The organism is Lacipirellula parvula (assembly GCF_009177095.1).
GTDB classification, from domain to species: Bacteria; Planctomycetota; Planctomycetia; order Pirellulales; family Lacipirellulaceae; genus Lacipirellula; species Lacipirellula parvula.
In genome coordinates, this window is sequence record NZ_AP021861.1 from 3,595,106 (window position 1) to 3,615,632 (window position 20,527).

At 59.4% G+C, this 20,527-nt stretch carries 13 protein-coding genes; 9 read left to right on the top strand and 4 right to left on the bottom strand.

Features of this window, described 5'->3' with window-relative positions; all coding sequences use genetic code 11:
• Positions 1–21: 21 nt before the first annotated feature.
• Complete coding sequence (locus PLANPX_RS14085) at positions 22–5,409, top strand: neutral/alkaline non-lysosomal ceramidase N-terminal domain-containing protein (RefSeq protein ID WP_172992064.1); 5,388 nt, start codon at positions 22–24, stop codon at positions 5,407–5,409.
• 461 nt (positions 5,410–5,870) lie between these two features.
• Here the strand turns inward: PLANPX_RS14085 and PLANPX_RS14090 are convergent, their stop codons facing one another.
• A complete protein-coding gene (locus PLANPX_RS14090; RefSeq protein WP_172992065.1) occupies positions 5,871–6,206 on the bottom strand; it encodes a hypothetical protein in 336 nt (111 codons plus the stop codon).
• A gap of 450 nt (positions 6,207–6,656) precedes the next feature.
• Between PLANPX_RS14090 and PLANPX_RS14095 the strand changes: the two genes are divergently transcribed.
• Together PLANPX_RS14095 and PLANPX_RS14100 are read left to right on the top strand one after the other, a co-directional pair.
• Positions 6,657–8,600 (top strand): hypothetical protein, encoded by a 1,944-nt coding sequence (locus PLANPX_RS14095; RefSeq protein ID WP_152099351.1) that lies wholly within the window; start codon positions 6,657–6,659, stop codon positions 8,598–8,600.
• 33 nt (positions 8,601–8,633) lie between these two features.
• Entirely contained in the window at positions 8,634–9,338 is a 705-nt protein-coding gene (locus PLANPX_RS14100) for a hypothetical protein (RefSeq protein WP_152099352.1), read from the top strand.
• An 87-nt stretch (positions 9,339–9,425) separates the two neighbouring features.
• On the opposite strand, the gene PLANPX_RS14105 is transcribed toward PLANPX_RS14100, so the two are convergent.
• From PLANPX_RS14105 to PLANPX_RS14115, 3 genes are all read right to left on the bottom strand, one after another.
• The gene (locus PLANPX_RS14105) at positions 9,426–10,760 is read right to left on the bottom strand and encodes an aminotransferase class III-fold pyridoxal phosphate-dependent enzyme (protein WP_152099353.1); all 1,335 of its coding nucleotides are present in this window, start codon (positions 10,758–10,760) and stop codon (positions 9,426–9,428) included.
• A 67-nt stretch (positions 10,761–10,827) separates the two neighbouring features.
• A complete protein-coding gene (locus PLANPX_RS14110; protein ID WP_152099354.1) occupies positions 10,828–12,276 on the bottom strand; it encodes a hypothetical protein in 1,449 nt (482 codons plus the stop codon).
• 68 nt (positions 12,277–12,344) lie between these two features.
• Positions 12,345–13,877, bottom strand: a complete 1,533-nt coding sequence (locus tag PLANPX_RS14115; protein WP_232536116.1) for a hypothetical protein — start codon at positions 13,875–13,877, stop codon at positions 12,345–12,347.
• Positions 13,878–14,082: 205 nt separating this feature from the next.
• On the opposite strand from PLANPX_RS14115, the gene PLANPX_RS14120 reads away from it, so the two are divergent.
• From PLANPX_RS14120 to PLANPX_RS14145, 6 genes are all read left to right on the top strand, one after another.
• Positions 14,083–15,210, top strand: a complete 1,128-nt coding sequence (locus PLANPX_RS14120; RefSeq protein ID WP_152099355.1) for a GntR family transcriptional regulator — start codon at positions 14,083–14,085, stop codon at positions 15,208–15,210.
• Positions 15,211–15,400: 190 nt separating this feature from the next.
• Positions 15,401–16,351, top strand: a complete 951-nt coding sequence (locus tag PLANPX_RS14125; RefSeq protein ID WP_152099356.1) for a hypothetical protein — start codon at positions 15,401–15,403, stop codon at positions 16,349–16,351.
• A gap of 64 nt (positions 16,352–16,415) precedes the next feature.
• Complete coding sequence (locus PLANPX_RS14130) at positions 16,416–17,213, top strand: PEP-CTERM sorting domain-containing protein (protein WP_152099357.1); 798 nt, start codon at positions 16,416–16,418, stop codon at positions 17,211–17,213.
• A 166-nt stretch (positions 17,214–17,379) separates the two neighbouring features.
• Positions 17,380–18,300 (top strand): DUF1559 domain-containing protein, encoded by a 921-nt coding sequence (locus PLANPX_RS14135; protein ID WP_152099358.1) that lies wholly within the window; start codon positions 17,380–17,382, stop codon positions 18,298–18,300.
• Positions 18,301–18,302: 2 nt separating this feature from the next.
• Complete coding sequence (locus PLANPX_RS14140) at positions 18,303–18,758, top strand: hypothetical protein (RefSeq protein WP_152099359.1); 456 nt, start codon at positions 18,303–18,305, stop codon at positions 18,756–18,758.
• 102 nt (positions 18,759–18,860) lie between these two features.
• Positions 18,861–20,525, top strand: a complete 1,665-nt coding sequence (locus PLANPX_RS14145) for a hypothetical protein (RefSeq protein ID WP_152099360.1) — start codon at positions 18,861–18,863, stop codon at positions 20,523–20,525.
• Positions 20,526–20,527: the final 2 nt, after the last annotated feature.

The following is a 20,527-nucleotide window of genomic DNA, read 5'->3' on the forward strand; positions in this document are numbered from 1 at the left end:
GTTCGCGGAACGAGAACAGCGATGAATAACTTCACACATTCTCCACGGCATCCGCTGCGTTGGGCCTCGCTGGTCGGGCTGCTATTGGCGTTCGCGCCGACCTGCATGGCTGAGGAAGCCGTCTACGACGTCGGCGTGGCGAAAATCGACGTCACCCCCGCGTATCCGATTCGTTTGAACGGCTTTGGCGGCCGCCGCGACGAGTCGGAGGGGGTGACGCAACGCATCTGGGCCAAAGCGATCGCGATCGGATCCGACGAGGCAAAGCCGGCGGTGTTGATCACGCTCGACAGCCTCGGCGTTCGCGAGGCGATGGTTGACGAAGTGGCGCGACGGCTCAAAGAGAAAGTCGGCATCGAGCGCGATCGCGTCGCGGTGACGTTCAGCCACTCGCACACGACGCCGAAGCTGACCAACGTTTGCGACACGATCTTCAGCTCGCCGATTTCGCCCGAACATCAAGCCCATATCGAACGGTACACGGCCGAACTGACCGATGCGATGGAGAAGGTTGCACTGGAAGCGCTAGCCGATCGCAAACCATCGACGCTGTCGTGGGCGGTCGGCAAGGTTAGCTTCGCGGTCAACCGCCGCACGCCTGGCGGCCCCGTCGACCACGACTTGCCGATCCTGGTGGTGAAGTCGGCCGACGACGGCGCCGTTCGCGCCATCTATCTGAGCTATGCCTGCCACTGCGTGACGCTGTCGGACAATAAGATCAGCGGCGATTGGTCGGGTTACGCGCAGGAGGCGATCGAGCGCACGCATCCCGGCGTCATCGCCTTGGTATCGATCGGCTGTGGTTCTGATTCGAACCCCGCCTCCGGAGTGACGGGCAGCAACACGGCAGCCGCGGCCGACCAGGGGGCGCAAATCTGCGACGAAGTTGAGCGACTGCTGGCAGGGACGCTGCAGCCGGTAAGCGGCGACCTGACGGCTGCGTTGTCGCACATCGACATACCGCTGAATGCGGTGCCTGCTAAAGAAGAATTGGAGAAGCTCGCCGCTGCGGGCGGGGCACCGGGGTACAACGCTGAGTATCAGTTGGCGAAGCTGCAGCGAGGCGAGCAACTGCAGGCTGCGCTCGACTACCCGGTGCAGACGTGGGCGTTCGGCGATTCGCTGGCGATGGTATTCCTCGCAGGCGAGGTGTGCGCCGACTACTCCCTGCGCCTGAAAGCAGAGCTCGATCCCGAGCGGATCTGGATGCACGGCTATTCGAATGACTTCTGTGCCTACATTCCCTCCGAGCGGCTGCTAAAGGAGGGCGGCTACGGCGGTGGCGCCGAGGTCGTCTACTTCGCACTGCCGAACACGATCGCAACTGGCGTCGAAGAAAAGATCATCGGGCAAGTCCACGCCCAGATTCCGCCGCAGTTCGAAGGCAAGGGGCCGCGTCAGCAAGTGAGCGCGCAGCCCTGGCCACTAGAGGAAGCGGTCGCGTCGATCGTTCCGAAACCCGGTTTCGTGGTGGAAGTCGCCGCGGCCGAACCGCTCGTCGCCGACCCGGTGGCGATCGACTTCGGTCCCGACGGCAGGCTGTGGGTGGCGGAGATGCCCGACTACTCGCGGTTCGCCGATGAGGATTTTAAACCGAACGGCAGCGTGCGCGTCCTGACCGACGTCGATGGCGACGGCAAGTACGACGAAGCGAAGACGTTCGCCGACGGCCTCCGCTTTCCGACCGACGTCAAATCGTGGCGGAACGGCGTGATCGTGTGCGATGCACCCGATGTAATCTATCTCGAAGACGCTGATGGCGACGGCAAGGCCGACGTCCGCAAGGTGCTGCTAACAGGATTTGAAACGCACAATGCGCAAGCTCGCGTGAACAGCTTGCGGTGGGGGCTCGATAATTGGCTCTACGGGTCGTGCGGCCTGTTCGGCGGAACGATCAAGACGTGCAGCGGTCGTGAGATTCAACTCGGCGGCCGCGACTTTCGCTTCCATCCAGATTCGGGCGAACTCGAACCCGTGACTGGTTCGACGCAGCAAGGCCGCACGCGCGATGACTGGAACAACTGGTTCGGCTGCGACAATTCGTCACTGATCCACCACTACCCGCTCGACGACCATTATCTTGCTCGAAACCCCCACATAGCTCCGCCGGCGACGCGGATCTCGGTGCCGGCAGGCCCCGATCCGAGTGCGCTCCATCCCATTGGCGAACCATCGATCTTCCAACTTTCGGGCCCCCCAGGCCGGCCGACTGCGGCTTGCGGCCTCGATATCTACCGTGATGAACTGCTGGGGAGCGAGTTCTCCAACAACTCGTTTGTAGCCGAACCGGTTAACCAGTTGGTGCACCGGCGGATCCTGTCGCCGAGCGGCGCCACCTTCACAGGCGCCCGCGCGGCTGACGAGCCCGACGTCGAGTTTTTAGCATCGACCGATCCGTGGTTTCGGCCTGTGCAAATTCGGACCGGGCTCGACGGCTGCCTCTACGTCGTCGATATGCACCGCGCGGTCATCGAGCATCAGAAGTTCATTCCGGAAGAGACGCTGGCGGAACTCGACGTCACCGCGGGTCGCGAGCAAGGGCGAATCTTCCGCGTTCGTCGTGCCGAGGTACCGCCGCGGCCGATCCCCCGCCTCGATCACCTTAATGCTGCGGGATTAGCGGCGGCGATTGATTCGCCGAACGGACCGCAGCGCGACCTTGCACAACAACTGCTCGTGCAGCGTCACGCAACGGAAGCGGCGCCGGCGCTGAAGCAGCTTGCTCAAAGAGCGGCGCGGCCTGTCGTACGGCTGCAAGCGCTGTGCACGCTTGATGGTCTGGGCGAACTCGACGTACCGGCGATCTTGGCAACGCTGGCTGATGGCGACCCCGCCGTGCGGCGCCACGCGATTCGATTGAGCGAGCCGATGTTGGGAACCGCTCCTAACTTGCTTGATGCGTTGCTCGCACTGGCCGACGACTCCGATCCGCAGGTCGAACTGCAGTTGACTTACACGCTGGGAGAAACGCAGGATCCTCGCGCCAGCGCGGCGCTAGCCAAGATTGCTCTGCGTCGGGCCGGTGAGCCGACTATTCTGGCCGGCGTCTGGAGCAGCGCGAACAGCGAGAACGTGGGGCAGGTCGCCGAAGCGTTGTTCGCTCAATCGCAAGGCCAGACGATTCCCGACAGCGTCTTGAAGCCCTCAATTCGATTAATCGCGGAACTTGGCAGCGACGCTGATGTTCTCGGAGTCGCGAAATCGCTTGGCGGCGAGGAAGGAACCGCAGAGTTAGCGAGTTGGCGTTTTGCCGCCGCTGCGGAGTTGCTGGAGCAATCACGACGGCGGAGCGAAGCCGCGAACGGGCTGCAGAAGCAATTTGCACCGCTGGCCGATCAAGCGCGCACGATCTTGGAAAACCCGCAAGAAGAAGCCGCGAGCTTAGCGGCGCTAAGAATGGTGGCGGCCACCGGCGCCAATTCCAATGAGTTGCTGGAGCTGCTCACGCCGCTGCTGGAGCCGCAAAACTCGCCGGCGGTGCAGCAAGCTGCGATCGAAATGATCGCCTCCATCGGCGGCGATGCGGCTGCCGAGACCCTGCTGTCGCCGTGGCGCGGTTACACGCCAGCGGCGCGGTCGCAGGCGTTCGACGTGATGCTCGGTAGCGCCGACCTCACGGGTCGCCTTCTAAGCCATCTCGAAGCCGGCACGATTGCCGTCACCGATCTCGATGCCTTACAGCGTCAGAGACTCGCGAACCACCCTACTGAAGTGCTGCGCGTTCGCGGAGCGGCGATCATGGCCTCGGCCGTCGATCAGAACCGCGACAAGATCGTGAAGGAGTACGTCGTCGCCGTGGCAGCGCACGGCGAGGGCGATGTCGGAAACGGACGCCAAGCCTTCGCCAAATACTGCTCCAGTTGTCATCGGCTAGAAGATCAGGGGCACGAGGTCGGTCCCGATTTGGCAGCGCTCACCTCGCGGGCTCCCGCCGCTCTCATCGAGTCGATTCTCGATCCCAACCGTACGGTCGACGAACGCTTTCGCAGCTATTCGGCGCTCACCATCGACGGACTCGCCCATGCCGGCATCCTGACGGGTGAAACCTCCACCAGCATCACGCTCACCGAGCAACAGGGCAAGCAGCACACGCTGCTCCGCACTGACCTCGATGCGTTGGAAAATACCGGCAAGTCGCTCATGCCCGAAGGGCTGGAGAAAGATCTCGCACCCGCCGCTGTGGCGGATCTGCTGGCGTACCTTAACTCCGTCGGGCCGCCTGCGAAAACGGTCGAAGGCAACAATCCGAAGCTGATCGCTCCCGACTACGACGGCACACTCTGGTTGCTCGCCGAGCATTGCCACATCTACGGAGCCGGCATCACTTTCGAAAAGCCGTTTCGCAACATCGGTTACTGGCATGGCCGCGACGACTACGTCACGTGGCAAATCGATGTTCCTGCTCCCCGTGAGTACGAGGTCTACCTCCACTGGGCCACAGTCGATGACACAGCGGGCAGTTCATACATTCTAGAGGGAGGAGAGAAGCCAGTGACTGGCCAAGTCGCGGGCACTGGCAGTTACAGTCGCTTTCAAACGCAACGCATTGGGCGCATGAAACTCGTCGCCGGCAAGCAACGCTTGATCCTTCGGCCAGACGGACTGCTGAAGACGGCCAACTTGATGGACCTACGCGGCGTTTACCTCACGCCTGTGGGCGTGCCGGCCGATCGCGCCATCTCCGGCGATCCGCCGCAAGGTGGCGAGGACGCCGCCACCGCCATCTCGAAGCTGCTCGACGGGCTCGCCGTGGGCCAGCCGGAAGAATACGAGCGGATCCCAGCGATCTGGGAACACGCGATCGCCGCTGGCCGCCGCAATCAGCAGCAAGAATTGCTGCGCGTGATGGACCTCGCATTGCCCGGCGACGGCGAACCGCTTGCCGACTGGCAAGCAGTCGTCATTGGCGGCGGGGTCGTCAACGGCGTGAGCCAAGCCGGCTCATGGCCGAATCAACGAGTGATGGAACTGCTGAAGGAGCACCCTCAATTACAAGCCGAGTGGAATCGCACGATGACGCTCGCCGCTCAGATGGCCGCCAACGAGCAGGTCCATGTAGGTACTAGGTACGATGCACTCCGAATTCTCGGCGCGGGCAGCTGGGAGGTCTTTGGGCCCGATCTGGCGGAAAAGCTTTCAGTGGAAACCAGCCCTGACTTGCAAATGGGTTTGGTTAGCGCGCTTGCCGACATGGACGCCGATGAAGTCAGCGACGTCTTGGTGACTTCACTCTCTTCAATGACCGATCACAATCGAAATTTGGCCGTTGAAGGGTTACTCCGCACCCCCGCACGAGCAGAGGTTTTCCTCGATGCGGTTGACAGCGGCAAATTGTCGCCAAATTCCGTCACGAGCGATGTTATTGAACGCGCGAAAAACGTTGTGAAGAACGGATCGCAAAAGCCGTAGACTTTACGAGCATCATCACTATGCTTGCGCGGCTCGATGATGATCGCATTCGATGACGCCTTCTGTTGGATTCGCAGTTTGCCGACGGGGAACGGGGGCGGTAGAGTAATGGCGAATTCGTCTCCGCAAACCTCTCCGCTCGCAATCTATGCTTAAGCGATTAATCGAAGTAATTTCGAAAGGCCCTCCGCCTGTCGCCGCCGTCCGAAAAGTCATGGACATGAACGCAGAAGTGCGGGCTCACCCCTGCCCGCAATGCGGCGAGCCGCTCGGAGGCAAGCGCCCCGCGCGTACGAAGTGGACGCAAAGGATGTGGGGAGGCTAGACCTGTCCTGAGTGCGGGTGCGACGTCGATCGGTTTGGAAAGGAACGGGCCAAATAAATGACTCTCCCCACCTAGTGCACGGTCGGAGAACGCGGATGAATGCCGTGCTACGAGGATGCGGGAAGCAATTGTGAAGCTACGGCCGCTCGGCCTCATCGCATTGCTTCGCTAGTTCGGCGGTCAGCTGGGCGAGCGTGGTGAGTTCATACTGCTCACATACCTTACTCATTTTGGTGAGTTCGGCTGACGGGTACTGGTTGCAGTCTGATCGATGTCCATCTAGCAGGATCGCCGACTGCAACAGCTTCCGGTCGTCCGCCGACTGGCAGGCGATGATCTTGCCTTGATACTCAAGCGGGAACAGTTTTTCAGTATCCATGATCCACCTCGATTGCGCCCAGAACTCGAAGTGACCGAAATGCTGCAAGCGGCGCGCCGCAAGGCGACGCGGGCGTCCGTCATAGCGTTTCAATAGCTTCGGCCAATTCCCGGTAGATGCCAGCCGAGCCGACCGGGCTGAAAAACGCGCACGATTGAACGCGGCGCTATGGTGGGGATACGCCGGCAGAAAGATCGTTACTTCCAGGCTCGCGGCCCCCGTATGCCCCTTCTCCATCACTAGCGAACTACGGGAAACAAGGCGGAATTCCGCGAAGTTTGTAACGAAAATACTTCTTCCTCGCTTTGCCAATTAGTGACGCGACGACCACCGTCGCGCAGGGCGCTTCTTCTTGAAAAGCGAGGTCAGAATAATGTTACTTCCAAAACGCAGGCACTTGGCGTTTTCCCTAGCAATGGCCGCGGCCGTGGCTATCCCTTCGACGTCGGAGGCTGGCCGGCTGGGCGACATGATCAGCGGGGGGATGGAGTCGCGAACAGAACTCACGATGCACTGAACGCCGTCGCAGCGATCCCGCCCAGAGTGGTCGATGGGGCTGGCCGCGTCGCCCAGGCGACGGGGCTGCCCGCACTCCCTGCCAACTTGCAGCGAGCTGTCGACGATGTCGCAGCATTGCCGCAGGTGGCGGCAAATATCCCGGTTGGCGCCATCGTGCGGTCGAAAGTCCGCCAGCTTGAGGGCGCCGTCGGCGAAGGGCAGTTGCTCAACGGAGTGGCCGTCGCGGGCGAACAAGTGCTCGCGGGCAACGGGCTCGCGGCCAATGCACTGCAAGCGGCGGGCGCCATTCAAAACGCAGCAATCAATCCGGTTGACGATTTGGCCGCCAACGGCGGCGCGGTTGGCGCCGCGCTCGCTGCCGACGGCCTAGCGGCAGGGATCGTTGACACGGTCGACGCGGCTCAGCCCGACCTCTTGGCGGCTCCGATTCCGTTGGGGACCGTTCGCTCGATCGTCGCCAACCGCCCCCTGAGCGGCGGTGCTTCTGTGGCTCCGTCGCTTGAGTCTGCGTCGATCGCTCCGGCGGAGGAAGCGTTTGTCGAGTCCGCCCCAGTGGAGTCGGCGGAAGCGTTTGCCGCGATCTCAAACGCGGACCTCGTGCTAGAAGACCTGCAACTCGCTGCGAACGCGACGGCGATCGCCGGCCCGGCATACCGCGTCCAGTTTCGCAATCAGGGCTCGGCGCCTGCTCGCGACTTTTACGTCGCCGTGCTCGCCGGAATCGCCGCCACTCCAACGGAAGACGCGCCGCGAGCCGTGCTGCATGTGGCCAGCGTCGCCCCCGGCGAAGCGGTCGAAGCCGTCCTGCGCCTGCCGGCAACCGCGATGCGGATGACCGACGCTAGCGGCGCACGTCGCGAGGACACGTTCATGCCCATCGTCAATGAATACCGCGTTCCCGCCTCGGTCCGCGCTCAAGCGGGATACGTTGCCGCCGGCGCCGCCGCGCAGGAAGACCAGCGACGCTACGCCGACCAACTGGGCGAGCAGCAGCGGCAATTCGATCTTGAGTACCAGTTCCAGCAGGACCAGGCGGCGCTGACCAACCAGTTGCAGCGGTCGCAACTCGACCAGCAGCTGTATCAGTTCAATGCGAACCAATCGCAGAACGCGTACCAGTTCGGAGCTCAGAATCAGCTGCAATGGGCTGGGCTCAATCAGAACGCCAATCGGATCGCAGCTGACATCGACCTGCAGCAACAGGGGATCGATCAGAACGCCTGGCAGGTCGACCGCGAAGCTCAGGCCCGCGAGGCACAGGCAAACGCCGCGGTCGACGCGCAGCGAATGAAGCTGGCCGCGCAACAGCAACAGAAGGTCGAGGAGCGAAACATCGCCCAAGCGATCCGGTCGCAAGAAGCGATCATGAAGTTCCCGTTCACGTCGCAGGCGCAGTTCGACGCGGCGATCAATGGCTGGCAACAGAAGTTCGGCATCGACTGGGATTTCCCAAAGAGAGCTGTTGCCGAGCAGCAAGTGCTCGACGGCGAAGTCCGCAAGCAGAACTTTATCGACTCCTGGTCGCAGTTCACTGGGCTCGACGCAAGCATCATTTCAGGGATGACAGTCGACACACCGTCGGGGCCACAACTCTCCGTCGACCCACAAGTCGTCACCAGCATGGCCAAGGCCAGAATTGACGACGCTCGCCTCCGCGACAATAAGACCAACGAGATTGAGGCGAAGACCAAGTCGAGCGAGGCGATGCTGCAGCAGAAGCAAGCGGAAGCTCGTCAAAAGTATGACGCCGAAGTGAACATCGCCCAGGGAGCTGTAGTCGCCCGCTACCACGAGCTACTGAAAGAAGAGGCCGAGGCGCTCACGGACATGGGCGAGCGTGACCCCGCAACCGGAAAGGCATTTACGGCTCTGACTCTTCCCGACAGCGTCAAGCTCCGCCTTCGCCAGCAGGCGATGCAGGAAAACCCAAAGCCGATCGCGCCGGTGGGACTTAGCGACGGTCTGTAATGTATGTCTTTTGAAGCTCTCCAGGCGCCAATTATGCTGGAACCCAAGCAACTCGCACTTGCGCTCGGCGAAGCCAACGTAACTTTTAGGGATGCCTTCAACGGGTCTCTGGCCTACCTACATACAGGTCGGATTAGAATTGGATATTCCAAAGTCATTCGAGTGACGTCCACGCTGCGATCACCGTTGACGGTAAAGGGCAGGGCGTTCATCGAAGTGCATGGAGACGTCCGCGCTCCAATCGTTCTGCCCGACGGCGGCCTGGTTCTCATTCACGGCAACTTGGACGCGCCACTGAAGACTTCTGGGATAGCCGAGATTGTAGTGGCCGGTAGAGTCGAGCCCGCTGCAGAGATTGAGGCGTCTGAAATTGTGTGGTTGTTCGTCGCCGATGATTTCGACGGCCAGGTGTCCGCGAGAAGCATGGCGACAATGTGCGTTGGAGGTGGCGTCACTGGAGTCATTCGGACTGGCGAACCATCGGCAACTATTGCCATCGGTGGCGACATGTGCGGGGTGATACTACCAGTAGGTACTGCCGGCCTGTTGCGCCTCCAGGTTGGAGGATTCATGTCGGCAGAGGCAATCAGCATTATCGACTCCCTTCGCTACCTTGAGTTCAAGGCTCTGATTGGATCTAGCGACCAACCAGCGGGCGTATATCCTGAGGACGCAGATGAGAAATCAAGCTTGAAAGGCATCGTCAAGCGACGATGGGTGGTGTTAGCAACGGCGTAGAGCGGCGAGGACGTTAGAGGGTTAGCCGTTCGTTTAAGATTGCATCGGACTAGCACGCTGCGACTAATGCTATGGCTGATCTCAATGTCACGCGAGACGCGCAAACCCGATATGCTTAACTTTCCCGTCAATCCGAACTTCGGCGTCGCCTCGATTGATCGCTTGTTTGATCTCCGGGAGCGTAGCGTCGGTCGCCGACAGGTACGTCTCGACATGCTCCAGCGTGTGCGCGACGCTTGGGTAGAATCCGCTGCCGCAGAGAATTCCTCGCTCCAGCATTCTCACGGTGAACAGCGTAGCAAGAGCAGGCGCGTCGGCTGCGTTGAATGCAATGGACGTTAACGCTGGGGGGCCGGAAGTCTTCAGAGGAACGTCGTGAGCGACCGCCAATTGGCGCAAACCTTCTTGAAACTCCAGACCAATCGCACTGACGTGCTCCGGCACGTCGATTTGTGAAAATCGCTGCAGCGTTGCGACCGCCGCCGTCGGTCCGACGCCTTCGGTCCAATAGGTGCTTGAGATAAACGAATCTTGAGCCGCCGACATCGCCGTAGCGCGACCGATGATGGCGGCAATCGGGTGGCCGTTGCCGAGGGCTTTGGCGAACACCGCAATGTCAGGCTGCAGGCCGAGCTTCAAATGAAGTCCTCCGTTCGCGAATCGGAAGCCGGCAGTGATTTCATCAATGACGAGCAGGGCGCCGCTTCGGTCGCATAACTCGCGCACGCCCTCCAAGAAACCAGGTTGCGGAGGCGTGCTCCGCATCGGCTCCATAACCACCGCCGCTAACCGGCCGTTGGCCTGCTTCGCGATCGCCTGCAAAGCCTCCAGATCGTTGTAAGCGAAAGCGGCCGTCGTTCCCGCCAGCTGAACGGGCACCCCGTCGGGCGAAAGACCGCTAAGCAAATGGCCGCCAAGCGCGTCGCTCGCTGCGTCTGTCGTGCGATTCGCGGCGAGATACCAATCATGCCAACCGTGGTAGCCGCAGATGGCTACCACCTCTCGCCGCGTAGAGCTGCGCGCGATGCGCACGGCGGCTGCCATGGCTTCGCCGCCGGTCCGTAGAAATCTTGCTTGCTCAGCCCAGGGGTGTAAGGCTGTCAGACGCTCAGCCAGCTCCACTTCTTCTGGCGCATTTAGAGTCGACATTGCTCCGTCGGCAACTCGCCGTTGCACCGCTTCGGTCACCGTCGGATCAGCGTAACCCAACAAGCAAGAGCCAATCCCCATGAGCGACATATCGAGAAATCGATTGCCATCGAGATCGACGATTTCACAGCCCTTCGCCGATTGATAGTAGGCAGGCCAGCGATCCGGCGCGAACATCTCGGGGCGTTTGCTAAGTAACTGCGTTCCGCCGGGGATCAGTCGCTTAGCACGTGCGTAAAGCTTTTGCGACAAGCGGGTGGAAATTTCTGACATGACAGATCCCAGGTATCAACTAAAGGGAAGCATGGACGACGGAGAACGGAGGGCAAGCAGCAGACATTTAGCGGCGAGATGGCGAGCGAAGACGGGTGACGCTGCATCCTATCGCGCCGCAACCGCAGCCGAACAGCACTGCAGAAGCAGGCTCTGGCACGGCGACCGTCTTAATGCGGAATACGTTGGAGTCGAAGGCAGAGAATGCGTATCTAAACTTTCCGTCCGCCAGCAAAGTTGGTGATGCATCGCTTGGCTCGAATAGCAGTTCCACGCCGGATAGTTCCTTCGTGAAATCAAAAGTCACGTCCATCGAACGGTTATCCAAATTAACGGCCAACAGCAGATAGTCGCCGTTCTGATCTCGCTTCAAGATCGTTCTTATGGGATTCGCAGCAAAATCAGGCGAGTTCGGCGCCGAACGATTGGAGATCGCCACGCCATAAGACAGATCTGCAGGCGCCACCGTCGGCGACAACAAAGCGGGCGTCATCGTACGGATCTCATCGTTAACCGCCGCCACGGCGTACCACAAGTCGCGAGACTGCTGCGCCTGTTGTGGAGTGATCGAAATTTCGTCGGATCGCCTGCCGTAACCGTTCAGCGGTGGATTGGGGGAGATACCGACAAACCCTTGCGCTCGGGCGTGCCAGCTGTCCCACATTTCGTAGTGAATGCCGGTGGCTCCATGAATCAGCGCGCTGTAGACCTTCACCCGCATCTGATCGGGCGTGATGAAGTGGTTCGTCCCTTGCGGATTGTCGAAGACGCCGATTAGCGCCCAAACGGGCTTATCTCCTCGAACCGCTGAATTAGCAGCCGAGATCTGATCAGGCACGCCGATCGGATTGGCTGTCCGCCCCAGCGTCGTCAAGCTGTTTGTGTTGTAGGTAAAGTTGTCTTGCGTCGTGAGATCGCCGGAGGCAGCGAAGTCGGCCCACACCTGCTCGAAGCCGCTAGGCGGCATGTACGAGTCGGTCACAAACACCGGTAAATCGGGAAACTCAGCTTTGATCGAGTTTCGATAGTTCACGAACGTCTGATGCTGACCCCGGACGTCCGACAAGCTACTGGAGGCGAATGTCGGTTCGTCGAGATACTGAATCCCCAACAGGTGCTCGAGCTGCGCCGGCGAACGCTGCTTGAGCGACGCCGCCGTCGGCAGGGCTGCGTGCATCAGCACGACCTGCATATCCATCCTGGTGCCTTCGTTGAGCGAGTCGACCGTGTCGTCGAACCACGGCCAAGCCGTGTTGAATCCTGCCTGCTTCAGCTCGTTCCAATTCGAGTTATCGTAGCCGAGCGCAACGCCCCACATGCCAATAGGGAAGAACGAACGCTGCGGATCGTACTCAGTGAGCGCGCGGCCATTTTTATCCGTGTGCGGCACGATCGAGCGATGCACCGTTTGCACTGGCGATCGCGAAACCTGGTACGGAATTTGAGCTGGGGCTTGCGCCGCGATCATCCCGAAGATAGCGATTGCCCCCAAAGCAATGTGCGACTGTTGCTTCATCGTTGAAAAATCCCAGAGATGTTATGGCGGCTGAATTTGACGGCGTCTCGCCGGCTGCAAGCTATTCGCTAGCGGAACTGGAATGAGTAGAGTTCAGCGTCCCGCAAGACGAAACGCAGCCGAACGACCTGCCCCGCTAGCTCCTTCACCGACGCCGTCCCCTTCCAACGGTAGATCCCATCGATGTCGTTTCCGACTAATTCAACAGCGTCGTCCAACGAGTAGCCCGGCAACGGCTTCCCGTCAGCGTCCTGAATCTCCACGCGCACGTCGCCCGCGGCGGACGTCGAGAAGTTCAGCGACAGATCAGAGCCGTCGAACGTCAACGGCTTCGTCGTCACCTCGCCTCCCTTACGAGATGCGCTGATCGCAGCAAAGCCATCGGTGCGCATCGCGTAACGCCGCAGATGATGCGTCGGCTGGCCGTAACCCGCCTGGACGTACAAGGACATCTCGTCGGGGCCAGAGGGAACGACGTTCAACGCCGGAAAATTAGTCCGCGACACCCAGTTGCTCAGTCCGATGCCTGGCTTGATCAAGGCGTCGGTGAACTTGCGGTCGTACACGGCCCCACCGCGACTCGACATGAACATCACGTCCGATACGTCGCCGAAGTATGACGGATGGACGCCAATCTCCTGCGCCTGCTCGTCGGTGACGACGCGGCGATTGGGGACGAAACGCCCCACGGTCGAGACGTACAGATGCGGGGCGCGAAAGTAGGGCTGCGTCTGCGTAATGTAGAGGTGATCGCTCGGCGTCGTTGAGTTTGTATCGCTATACGACATCAACTCCGGCTCAGACCAGTTAATGAAATCGCCGGATGTCACTCGAGCGGCACTCCGGACGTCGTCGACGTAGACGCGGTAGTAGGCGACGTACTTTCCTTCCGCTTCGGACCAGAAGGCGACGTTTTGCGAGTCAAGCGCGCCGCCGACGATTACCGGCGCCTCGCGCAATTTCTCCCAATGGATGCCGTCGGCCGAAATGTAGGCGACGAGGCCGCGCTGATCGACGCCATGCGCAACTGCCAATGCCTTGAACCTTGCCTCCTTCGACGCCGCAGGATTGGAGTCCAGGAAAGGCGAGAAGTTGTGACTGTTCGGAGCGGCATGAGCCAGGAGGACGTTATTCCGCTTTGAACCGTCGACTTCGAAGAGGCCGAGTTCCGGCTTCGTCCAGCGGACGCCGTCGGTCGATTCCGCGTAGCATGTTACCTCAACGTCCGACTCGTCTTTCCCGGCGACGGGCAAGCCGCGGTAGTAGAGGCTTAACTTGCCGTCATGCGGGATCACCGTCGCGTAGCCTGCAAATGCTCCCTCCCATGGCTTGTCAAAGGCGAGGACTTCGCCGCGATCTTGCGGCTTGCAGAGCCTCCAGTCGACATTCTGTTGCTTCTCGACCAGGCGATCATCGGTGAACAACTCACGCCTTCCGCCGAGCTCAATTGGCTCGGCCCGCGTCGCCTGCGAGATGACGAGGAACGCCAAGCCAGCGGCTAGCCAGCCCCAGCAGTAGCCGCCGATCTGGCGGGAAAGCGAGATGTAACGCCAACGCCCTGTAAGCTTGGAACCGATTTCGAATGGAAAGCCCAATGGCATAGTAAATTCCCCGTAGTTTCCCAACTCAATCGCCGCATCAACAGTGACGCAGCAATGGTGTATAGTTAAGACAGGCCGTTGAGCGACCATCCTAGCTACCACGAATCATTCGGTTAACTAGCGTAAACCACTTTTTTCGGCAATTTAATCAAATAATCATAACTAACTGTTGACTATACAAGATTGCGTCAGTAAATTCCAAACCATGTCGACCGCCGTCCCCCCAAAATTCGAGCTGATCAAGCGGCAAATCATCGCCGACATCGAATCCGGCGCTCTCTCTCCGGGGGACCGCATCGCTTCGGAAACGGAGTTGATGGAGCAGCACGGCGTCGCACGTATGACAGTCGTTCGCTCATTGAACGATATGGTCAACGAGGGCTATGTCGTTCGCGTGAAGGGGAAAGGGACGTTCGTGAAGGTCCACCCAGGCAGCGGCGACGCGCAACGCAAGCTTTCAGCGTTCGCGCTGCTTGTTCCTGAAATGCGGAGCGGGTTCTACCCGTCGCTGATCAAAAGCTTTAGCGACGCAGCGGCCGAGTTGAGCCACCAGACGATGACTTGCAACACCGCCAACAGCGTAGAACGGCAAGGCAACGCCATCCTGCAATTGATCGATAACCGCGTCGCCGGAGTGGCGCTCGTTCCCAATACTCACGGCGCTCCGCCCGACTATCACGTCCGCCAGCTGCAGAAGAACGGTATCCCCGTCGTCCTCTTGCATCGCGACGTCCCGGGCGTTTCGGCTCCTTTGATCCACCTCAATCACGAGCAAGCCGGTTTTATGGCCGGCGAAAAGCTCGTTGAAACAGGCCATTGTCGCGTCGCGTTCTTCGGTACCCATGCGTCGATCGTCTCTGACGCGTACGCCGAGGGCTTGCGACGCGCCTTGCGGCAAGCAGGCTGCGAACTGCCCAGCGAATTGATTCACTACGGTCAGCGCGATCGAGAACTAGATATTTCTGCGGACCATCAGGCCGGGCTCGACGCCGCTCTTGAACGGATGTTCAAACTTCCAGTTGAACAACGCCCCACGGCGATCTTTAGCACCTGGGCGCCCGACGCCGAACTCATTTACCTGTCAATCAGCCGACTTGGATTGCGAATTCCGAGCGACGTTTCGCTCCTGAGCATCGACGGCGTATACCGCTCGAGCGCAATCAGCAGACAACTCACCGGCATTGCAGCCGATGAAGAGCAAGCAGGGAAACTAGCTGCTCAGTTACTTGAGGAAATGTCGAACGGTTATCGTCCGTTCGACGATCAGTTCCGTGCAAGCGTGCCGTTGGGATTCTATCCCGGGGCAACGTTGGAACGCCCGCCCAGCCGCTAAACGGCCGCGGGCAACGGCGACTCCTAGGCAAAGTCGCCGTCGCAAAAGTGAAGGGAATCTTCGCGTCGCCGCAAGGCGATTTCAGGCGGATGGAAGCTGGATTGCGCGGCGATGCGCGCACTCCTGGGCGGTCTGTCGTTATTGTTTTGAACTCAGCCTACTTATCTAAGTCAACTTAAGAGGAGTCAGCATGAGTCTTCGGGCTTTGCTTCGATCTGGCGCGCTGCTCGCGCTCGCCGCATGGGGATTGCCTCCCGCATACGGCATCGAAATTACAGTCGATGGTGTCGCTGTTTTCAAGGACAACTACGAAGACGGAGACGCCGGAGCCGCCTTCGGTCCGGCGCAATTAGGAAATTGGGAATTTACTTTTATAGGCTCAAGTCGCGTTTCCGTAACTGATGCGGCAATTCCTGGCGCCTTTGAGGGCACAAATTACGGACATCTTGTACGTCAAATCGGCAATCAGCAGAGCGCCGCCTACGCAAGACTCGGCACCGACTTAGCGGATGGCGCCCACGTCAAAGCAACATGGATGCTGTACGTACCTGCCGGACACCCGGACTACGGCTTCAACGGCGGTTTTGCCGACAACACTGAGAACCGTGGCGTCGCTCTCGCCACTAGCGCAAGCGGTAACGTTCTGCTACTCAACAAGGGAATCTCCTGGGACGATACTGGACTCGATTTTTCGTTCGACACATGGCAGAAATGGGAGCAAGATTGGGTCGTAGGCTCGAACTCCATGACAATCACCGTTGGCGGAAATACCGCGACGGTCAATGACTTCGATTCTGGCGGCGGCGCCATCACCCAGTTCTACTTCTCAACGGTTCCCGGCAGTAGCTATTTTGTCGATGCGGCCCAGGCCGCAGCGGTTCCCGGCGACTATAACGCCGACCTCAAGGTTGATGGCGTCGACTTTCTGCTTTGGCAGCGAAGCTTCGGGAGCACCGTCAATCTCGCAGCAGACGGCAACGATAACGGCATTGTTGATGCGGGCGACTTGGGTGTCTGGAAAGAACACTTCGGAACAGGCGGCTCAGCCGCGCCAACTGCCGCCGCAATACCTGAACCTTCGGGTGTTTTTCTCGCCGTAGCAGGAATCGTAATTTCGTCATTGAGGCGCCAACGTCGCTGACCGTCGGAGCTCTAGCGATTGTTTACGCCTAACAACTCACTTCGCAAACAAAGGAAGTCGTCGTATGCGACGCCACTATCTCACATATCAATTGCTGTTTGCAGGATTTCTACTGCTCACGGCCGGCAGCAACTCACTCGCCGTGACGGTCACGCTCAACGGCAACCAGGTGTTTCATGATAATTTTGAATCTCGGACGCCTGGAGCGACGTTCGGCGTGCCAACTCCAGCAACTGCAAATTGGGCGCTTAATTTTCGAAACGGCAACAACGTTTCGATATCCGACGCACTAACGCCAGGCGCCGCCGAAGGATCTCAATATGGTCGCCTTGAAAGAACCGTCGGCAATCGCAGTTCGTACGCGATGGCGCAGTTCAATGTACCGGTTGTCGACGGCGATCAACTCCATGCCGAGTGGATGATGTACATTCCGGCGGGCCAACCGCAGTTCGGATTCAACGGCGGCTTTGAGGATGTGAGTGAAAATCGTCCCGTGGCCATCGCTTCGGGAACAGATGGCGACGTATTTGCCCTGAATGAAGGCCTGTTCTGGTCTGACACGGGCCTAGATTTTGCCTTCGATACTTGGCAAAAGTGGGAGCAAGACTGGGTGGTCGGTTCCGCGAATATGGCGATCACGGTCGCCGGCACTTCAATCACTGTGGGTAACGCTGACCCGGGCGGCGCCGAGATCACTTGCTTCTACCTCTCGACAGTGGTCGGCAGCGATTTTTACGTTGACGCTGTTCCTGCAGCTGCGACGGCTGTCGTGCCAGAACCGGCTAGCGCCCCATTGATCGCCGCTGGCGTCGCGGTCGCTGCGAGCTTTCGCCGTCGCATAGTTCGGCAGGTCGCTGCCTAAGAGATCAAGAACCTTAGTTGGGTGCGAAGTTCCCGCGGCGGTTCAGTGAGACGTATGTAACTGACGCTCGATTTGCTGAAGCTGGGGGGCAGCTTCGCTGATCCGCGCCGCGGGAACTTTCCCCCGCGCTATCGGTCGCCCAATTCCCGTCACTTGGAAATCTCCCATGCCTGACACGCAGATTAGCCAAACACCACTTTCCGCCAGAAGATTTCGTCACAGGCACAGAAACCCATCTAGCGGCTTTACCCTCGTTGAACTGCTCGTCGTTATCGCAATCATTGGCGTCCTCATAGCGCTTCTATTGCCAGCCGTGCAATCGGCTCGCGCGGCGGCTCGGCGAATGACTTGCACGAACAATCTCAAGCAGATTGGTTTAGCGCTGCACAACTACCACGCGGCCAAGGGCTCCTTCCCCGCGGGTGCGGGTTATGAAAATGACGCAATTACCTGGAGCTGGTCCGCAAGAATTCTCCCGTACTTCGAACAAGCGAGCGCCTCGAGGCTCATCGACTACACGAAGAACTACGGCGATCCGGCGAACTCGGCTGGAATCAAAACCTTGCTCGATATGTATTACTGCCCAGAAGCGCCGCCCAACGTGCTAGTCGGCTGCTGCCCAACGCTGCCCGGCCCCGACGACGTGGCGGAAACAAATTACTCGGCGATCGGAACTCATCGAAAACTTTACTACGCTATCGACAACGACGGCACCGGCGTGATGTTCGATAATTCTAACATCGACTTCAAAGACATTACGGACGGTTCCAGCAATACCTTGCTTGTAGGCGAGGTCGACCATGACCACAACGACCCTTGGAAGAAGACCTATCCAACTTATTGCCCGGGAGACGGCTGCGCGGTCGGCAAGTTTTGGGTCACCGAGAATCGCATTTCAACGTGGCGTGGCATCAACTCTCTTCCGACGTTCGAACAAACCGGCATTCAAAGCTGGCATGTGAACGGCGCCCACCTCCTGTTCGCTGACGGGCACGTTGGTTTCCTTCCGCAATCAATGGAGCAAACGACGCTTACGGCGCTAACGACGCGCAATGGCGACGAAACGATCGATATGACGGGGTACTAGAGATGATGAAACACATGTTGACACATCGGCTCTCGATTGCCCTCGTACTCATAGGCTTGTTACACGCGGTATCGGCGATCGGCTGTGGGAAGCACGGTACATCCAACGTGGTCGTCCGGGGCGACGTGAGCGTCGGCGGGGAGCCAGTTGAATCGGGACAAATTCGATTCGTACCGATTGATGGGAACGCTGGCCCAATCGGCATCGGCGACATTTTGGCGGGGAGGTACGAGATTTCAGCACGCGGAGGCGTTCCACCAGGCAAACATCGGGTTGAGGTGGAACCCTTGAAGAAGACTGGACGTAAGGTCCCCGGCAAACCTCCATTCAACGATGGAAGCATAGATGAACTGCAGCCAACCGGTGCCTTGCTTTACCGCGGCGAGAATTCGCCATTAATCGTGGACACGGCCACGAGCGTTGATGGCGAGATTGATTTGGAAATTCCGGCCAAATGACGCCGTCGTTGACGTTACTTTGACGATCGACGATCAAGGCTATACGAAGAACGATAACGTTACGATTAGCTGCTACGCGACGTCGAACGAACTCGAAATCGCATGCCTGAATGTTCTTGTGCCAGCGATGCGATCGCTCGCGCGAATGTGCCCACTCGCCTGTTCATTTGGAAGGTTGCACCAAGCATGTTGAAGGCGCTTCTATTTGCCGCTATCTGCGGGCTGCCGCTTTGCGCGGCTGCTCAAACTCCCGAAGCTATTAAGTTCCCAACGATTGGCTCCCAGGCTATCGGGCGCGCAACGCTCCTGGCAATCGACGACTATTCGCTGCCGCTGCGCAAAAACCTGTGCTACTACATGACGAAGCCTACGGTGCGAGAGGAGCCGCTCTTGACTCCCCGTCGCGGCGACACGAGCGCCCCCGATCATGTTGCATGCCATTTCTACGGCACCGTGCTTCAGGAAGAGGGCAAATTTAGAATGTGGTACTACGCAGTCGGTTGGATCAAAGAACCGACAGACTTCCAGGAGGGCCCTATTTGTTACGCTGAGAGCGACGACGGCATCCATTGGACCCGCCCCAACTTGGGCCAAGTCGAAATCAACGGCAGCCGCAACAACAACGCGATTGACCTTCCCCGTCAGAAAACTCAGGGAACATTCATTGTCCGCGACGACGACGATCCTGATCCGCAGCGTCGCTACAAGATGGTCTATGAGAACAGACCGAAACATGACAAGTACATGTCCGTGCGTATGGCGACAAGCCCTGACGGCATTAAGTGGACGGCGGGCACCGACTATCCAATCGACGATGGGTTGGAACCGTGCGCCTTCTACAAGCACGACGGCTTCTACTTCATCAATGCACAGTTCGCGCCAAACGGCTTCAGCGAAGGCGGGCATAAAGCTGGTCGGCAAGGCTTCGTCTGGCTGTCCACCAACTTCAAAGACTGGCTCCAAGAAAGCGGCGAATCCTTCACGTTGCCGGAGCCGAAAGACCCCATGGAACGCGGCCTCGACAAGCCGGGCGACCAAGTCCACTTAGGTTGCGCCCCAGTAAGCATGGGCAACGTCTTGGTCGGCTTCTACGCGATTTGGCACGCTCATCCCAATCCGGGCGACTGGTTCGGAGACGGTACGACTTCTGGAGATTGGGGCCTCGTCGTTTCTAACGATGGGCAACATTTCCGTGAGGCCGTGAAAGGCCATGTTTACTTGCACGGCAGTGAATCGGGCGTCAAGCATCCCGACGGCGTCGACCACCAGATGATCCTCGCCCAGGGCAACGGCATCATTAACGTAGGCGACGAGACGCGGATCTACCATGGACGCTGGGCTAATACGAAGGAGTGGAAGGACTACTACGGCGAGATCGCGCTTGCGACATTGCCTCGCGATCGATGGGGAGCCTTAGGCCTCATCCCTGGAGCGCAGGCAGGCACGGTGTGGACAGCCCCTTTCATTGTTCCCGCCAACGGTTGCCGCGTTACCATCAACGGAGAACAAGTCGACGACATGCAGGTGGAGGTGGCCGACGAACGCTTCGCATTCAATCCGGCGCTCTCAGGCGCTAATGCCGGTACATCGAACAAGACAGACGGCTTGGATTGCCCAGTCGCGTGGGCGAGCGGCGATCTAAAATCACTCGCAGGCAAGACGATAAGGCTTCGCGTCCATCTCAACCGTAAAGAAGCAACAGATGAGCCGCGGCTGTTCGCCGTCTATATTGAATCCTCCACTGAACCGCTCGCCCAAGCGAAGTGATT

Excerpts from the sequence above, each read along its gene's own strand:
- PLANPX_RS14085 (WP_172992064.1), top strand. The coding sequence starts at position 22 with ATGAATAACTTCACACATTCTCCACGGCATCCGCTGCGTTGGGCCTCG.
- PLANPX_RS14100 (WP_152099352.1), top strand. The coding sequence starts at position 8,634 with ATGCTGGAACCCAAGCAACTCGCACTTGCGCTCGGCGAAGCCAACGTA.
- PLANPX_RS14105 (WP_152099353.1), bottom strand. The coding sequence starts at position 10,760 with ATGTCAGAAATTTCCACCCGCTTGTCGCAAAAGCTTTACGCACGTGCT.
- PLANPX_RS14110 (WP_152099354.1), bottom strand. The coding sequence starts at position 12,276 with ATGAAGCAACAGTCGCACATTGCTTTGGGGGCAATCGCTATCTTCGGG.
- PLANPX_RS14115 (WP_232536116.1), bottom strand. The coding sequence starts at position 13,877 with ATGCCATTGGGCTTTCCATTCGAAATCGGTTCCAAGCTTACAGGGCGT.
- PLANPX_RS14120 (WP_152099355.1), top strand. The coding sequence starts at position 14,083 with ATGTCGACCGCCGTCCCCCCAAAATTCGAGCTGATCAAGCGGCAAATC.
- PLANPX_RS14125 (WP_152099356.1), top strand. The coding sequence starts at position 15,401 with ATGAGTCTTCGGGCTTTGCTTCGATCTGGCGCGCTGCTCGCGCTCGCC.
- PLANPX_RS14130 (WP_152099357.1), top strand. The coding sequence starts at position 16,416 with ATGCGACGCCACTATCTCACATATCAATTGCTGTTTGCAGGATTTCTA.
- PLANPX_RS14135 (WP_152099358.1), top strand. The coding sequence starts at position 17,380 with ATGCCTGACACGCAGATTAGCCAAACACCACTTTCCGCCAGAAGATTT.
- PLANPX_RS14140 (WP_152099359.1), top strand. The coding sequence starts at position 18,303 with ATGATGAAACACATGTTGACACATCGGCTCTCGATTGCCCTCGTACTC.
- PLANPX_RS14145 (WP_152099360.1), top strand. The coding sequence starts at position 18,861 with ATGCCTGAATGTTCTTGTGCCAGCGATGCGATCGCTCGCGCGAATGTG.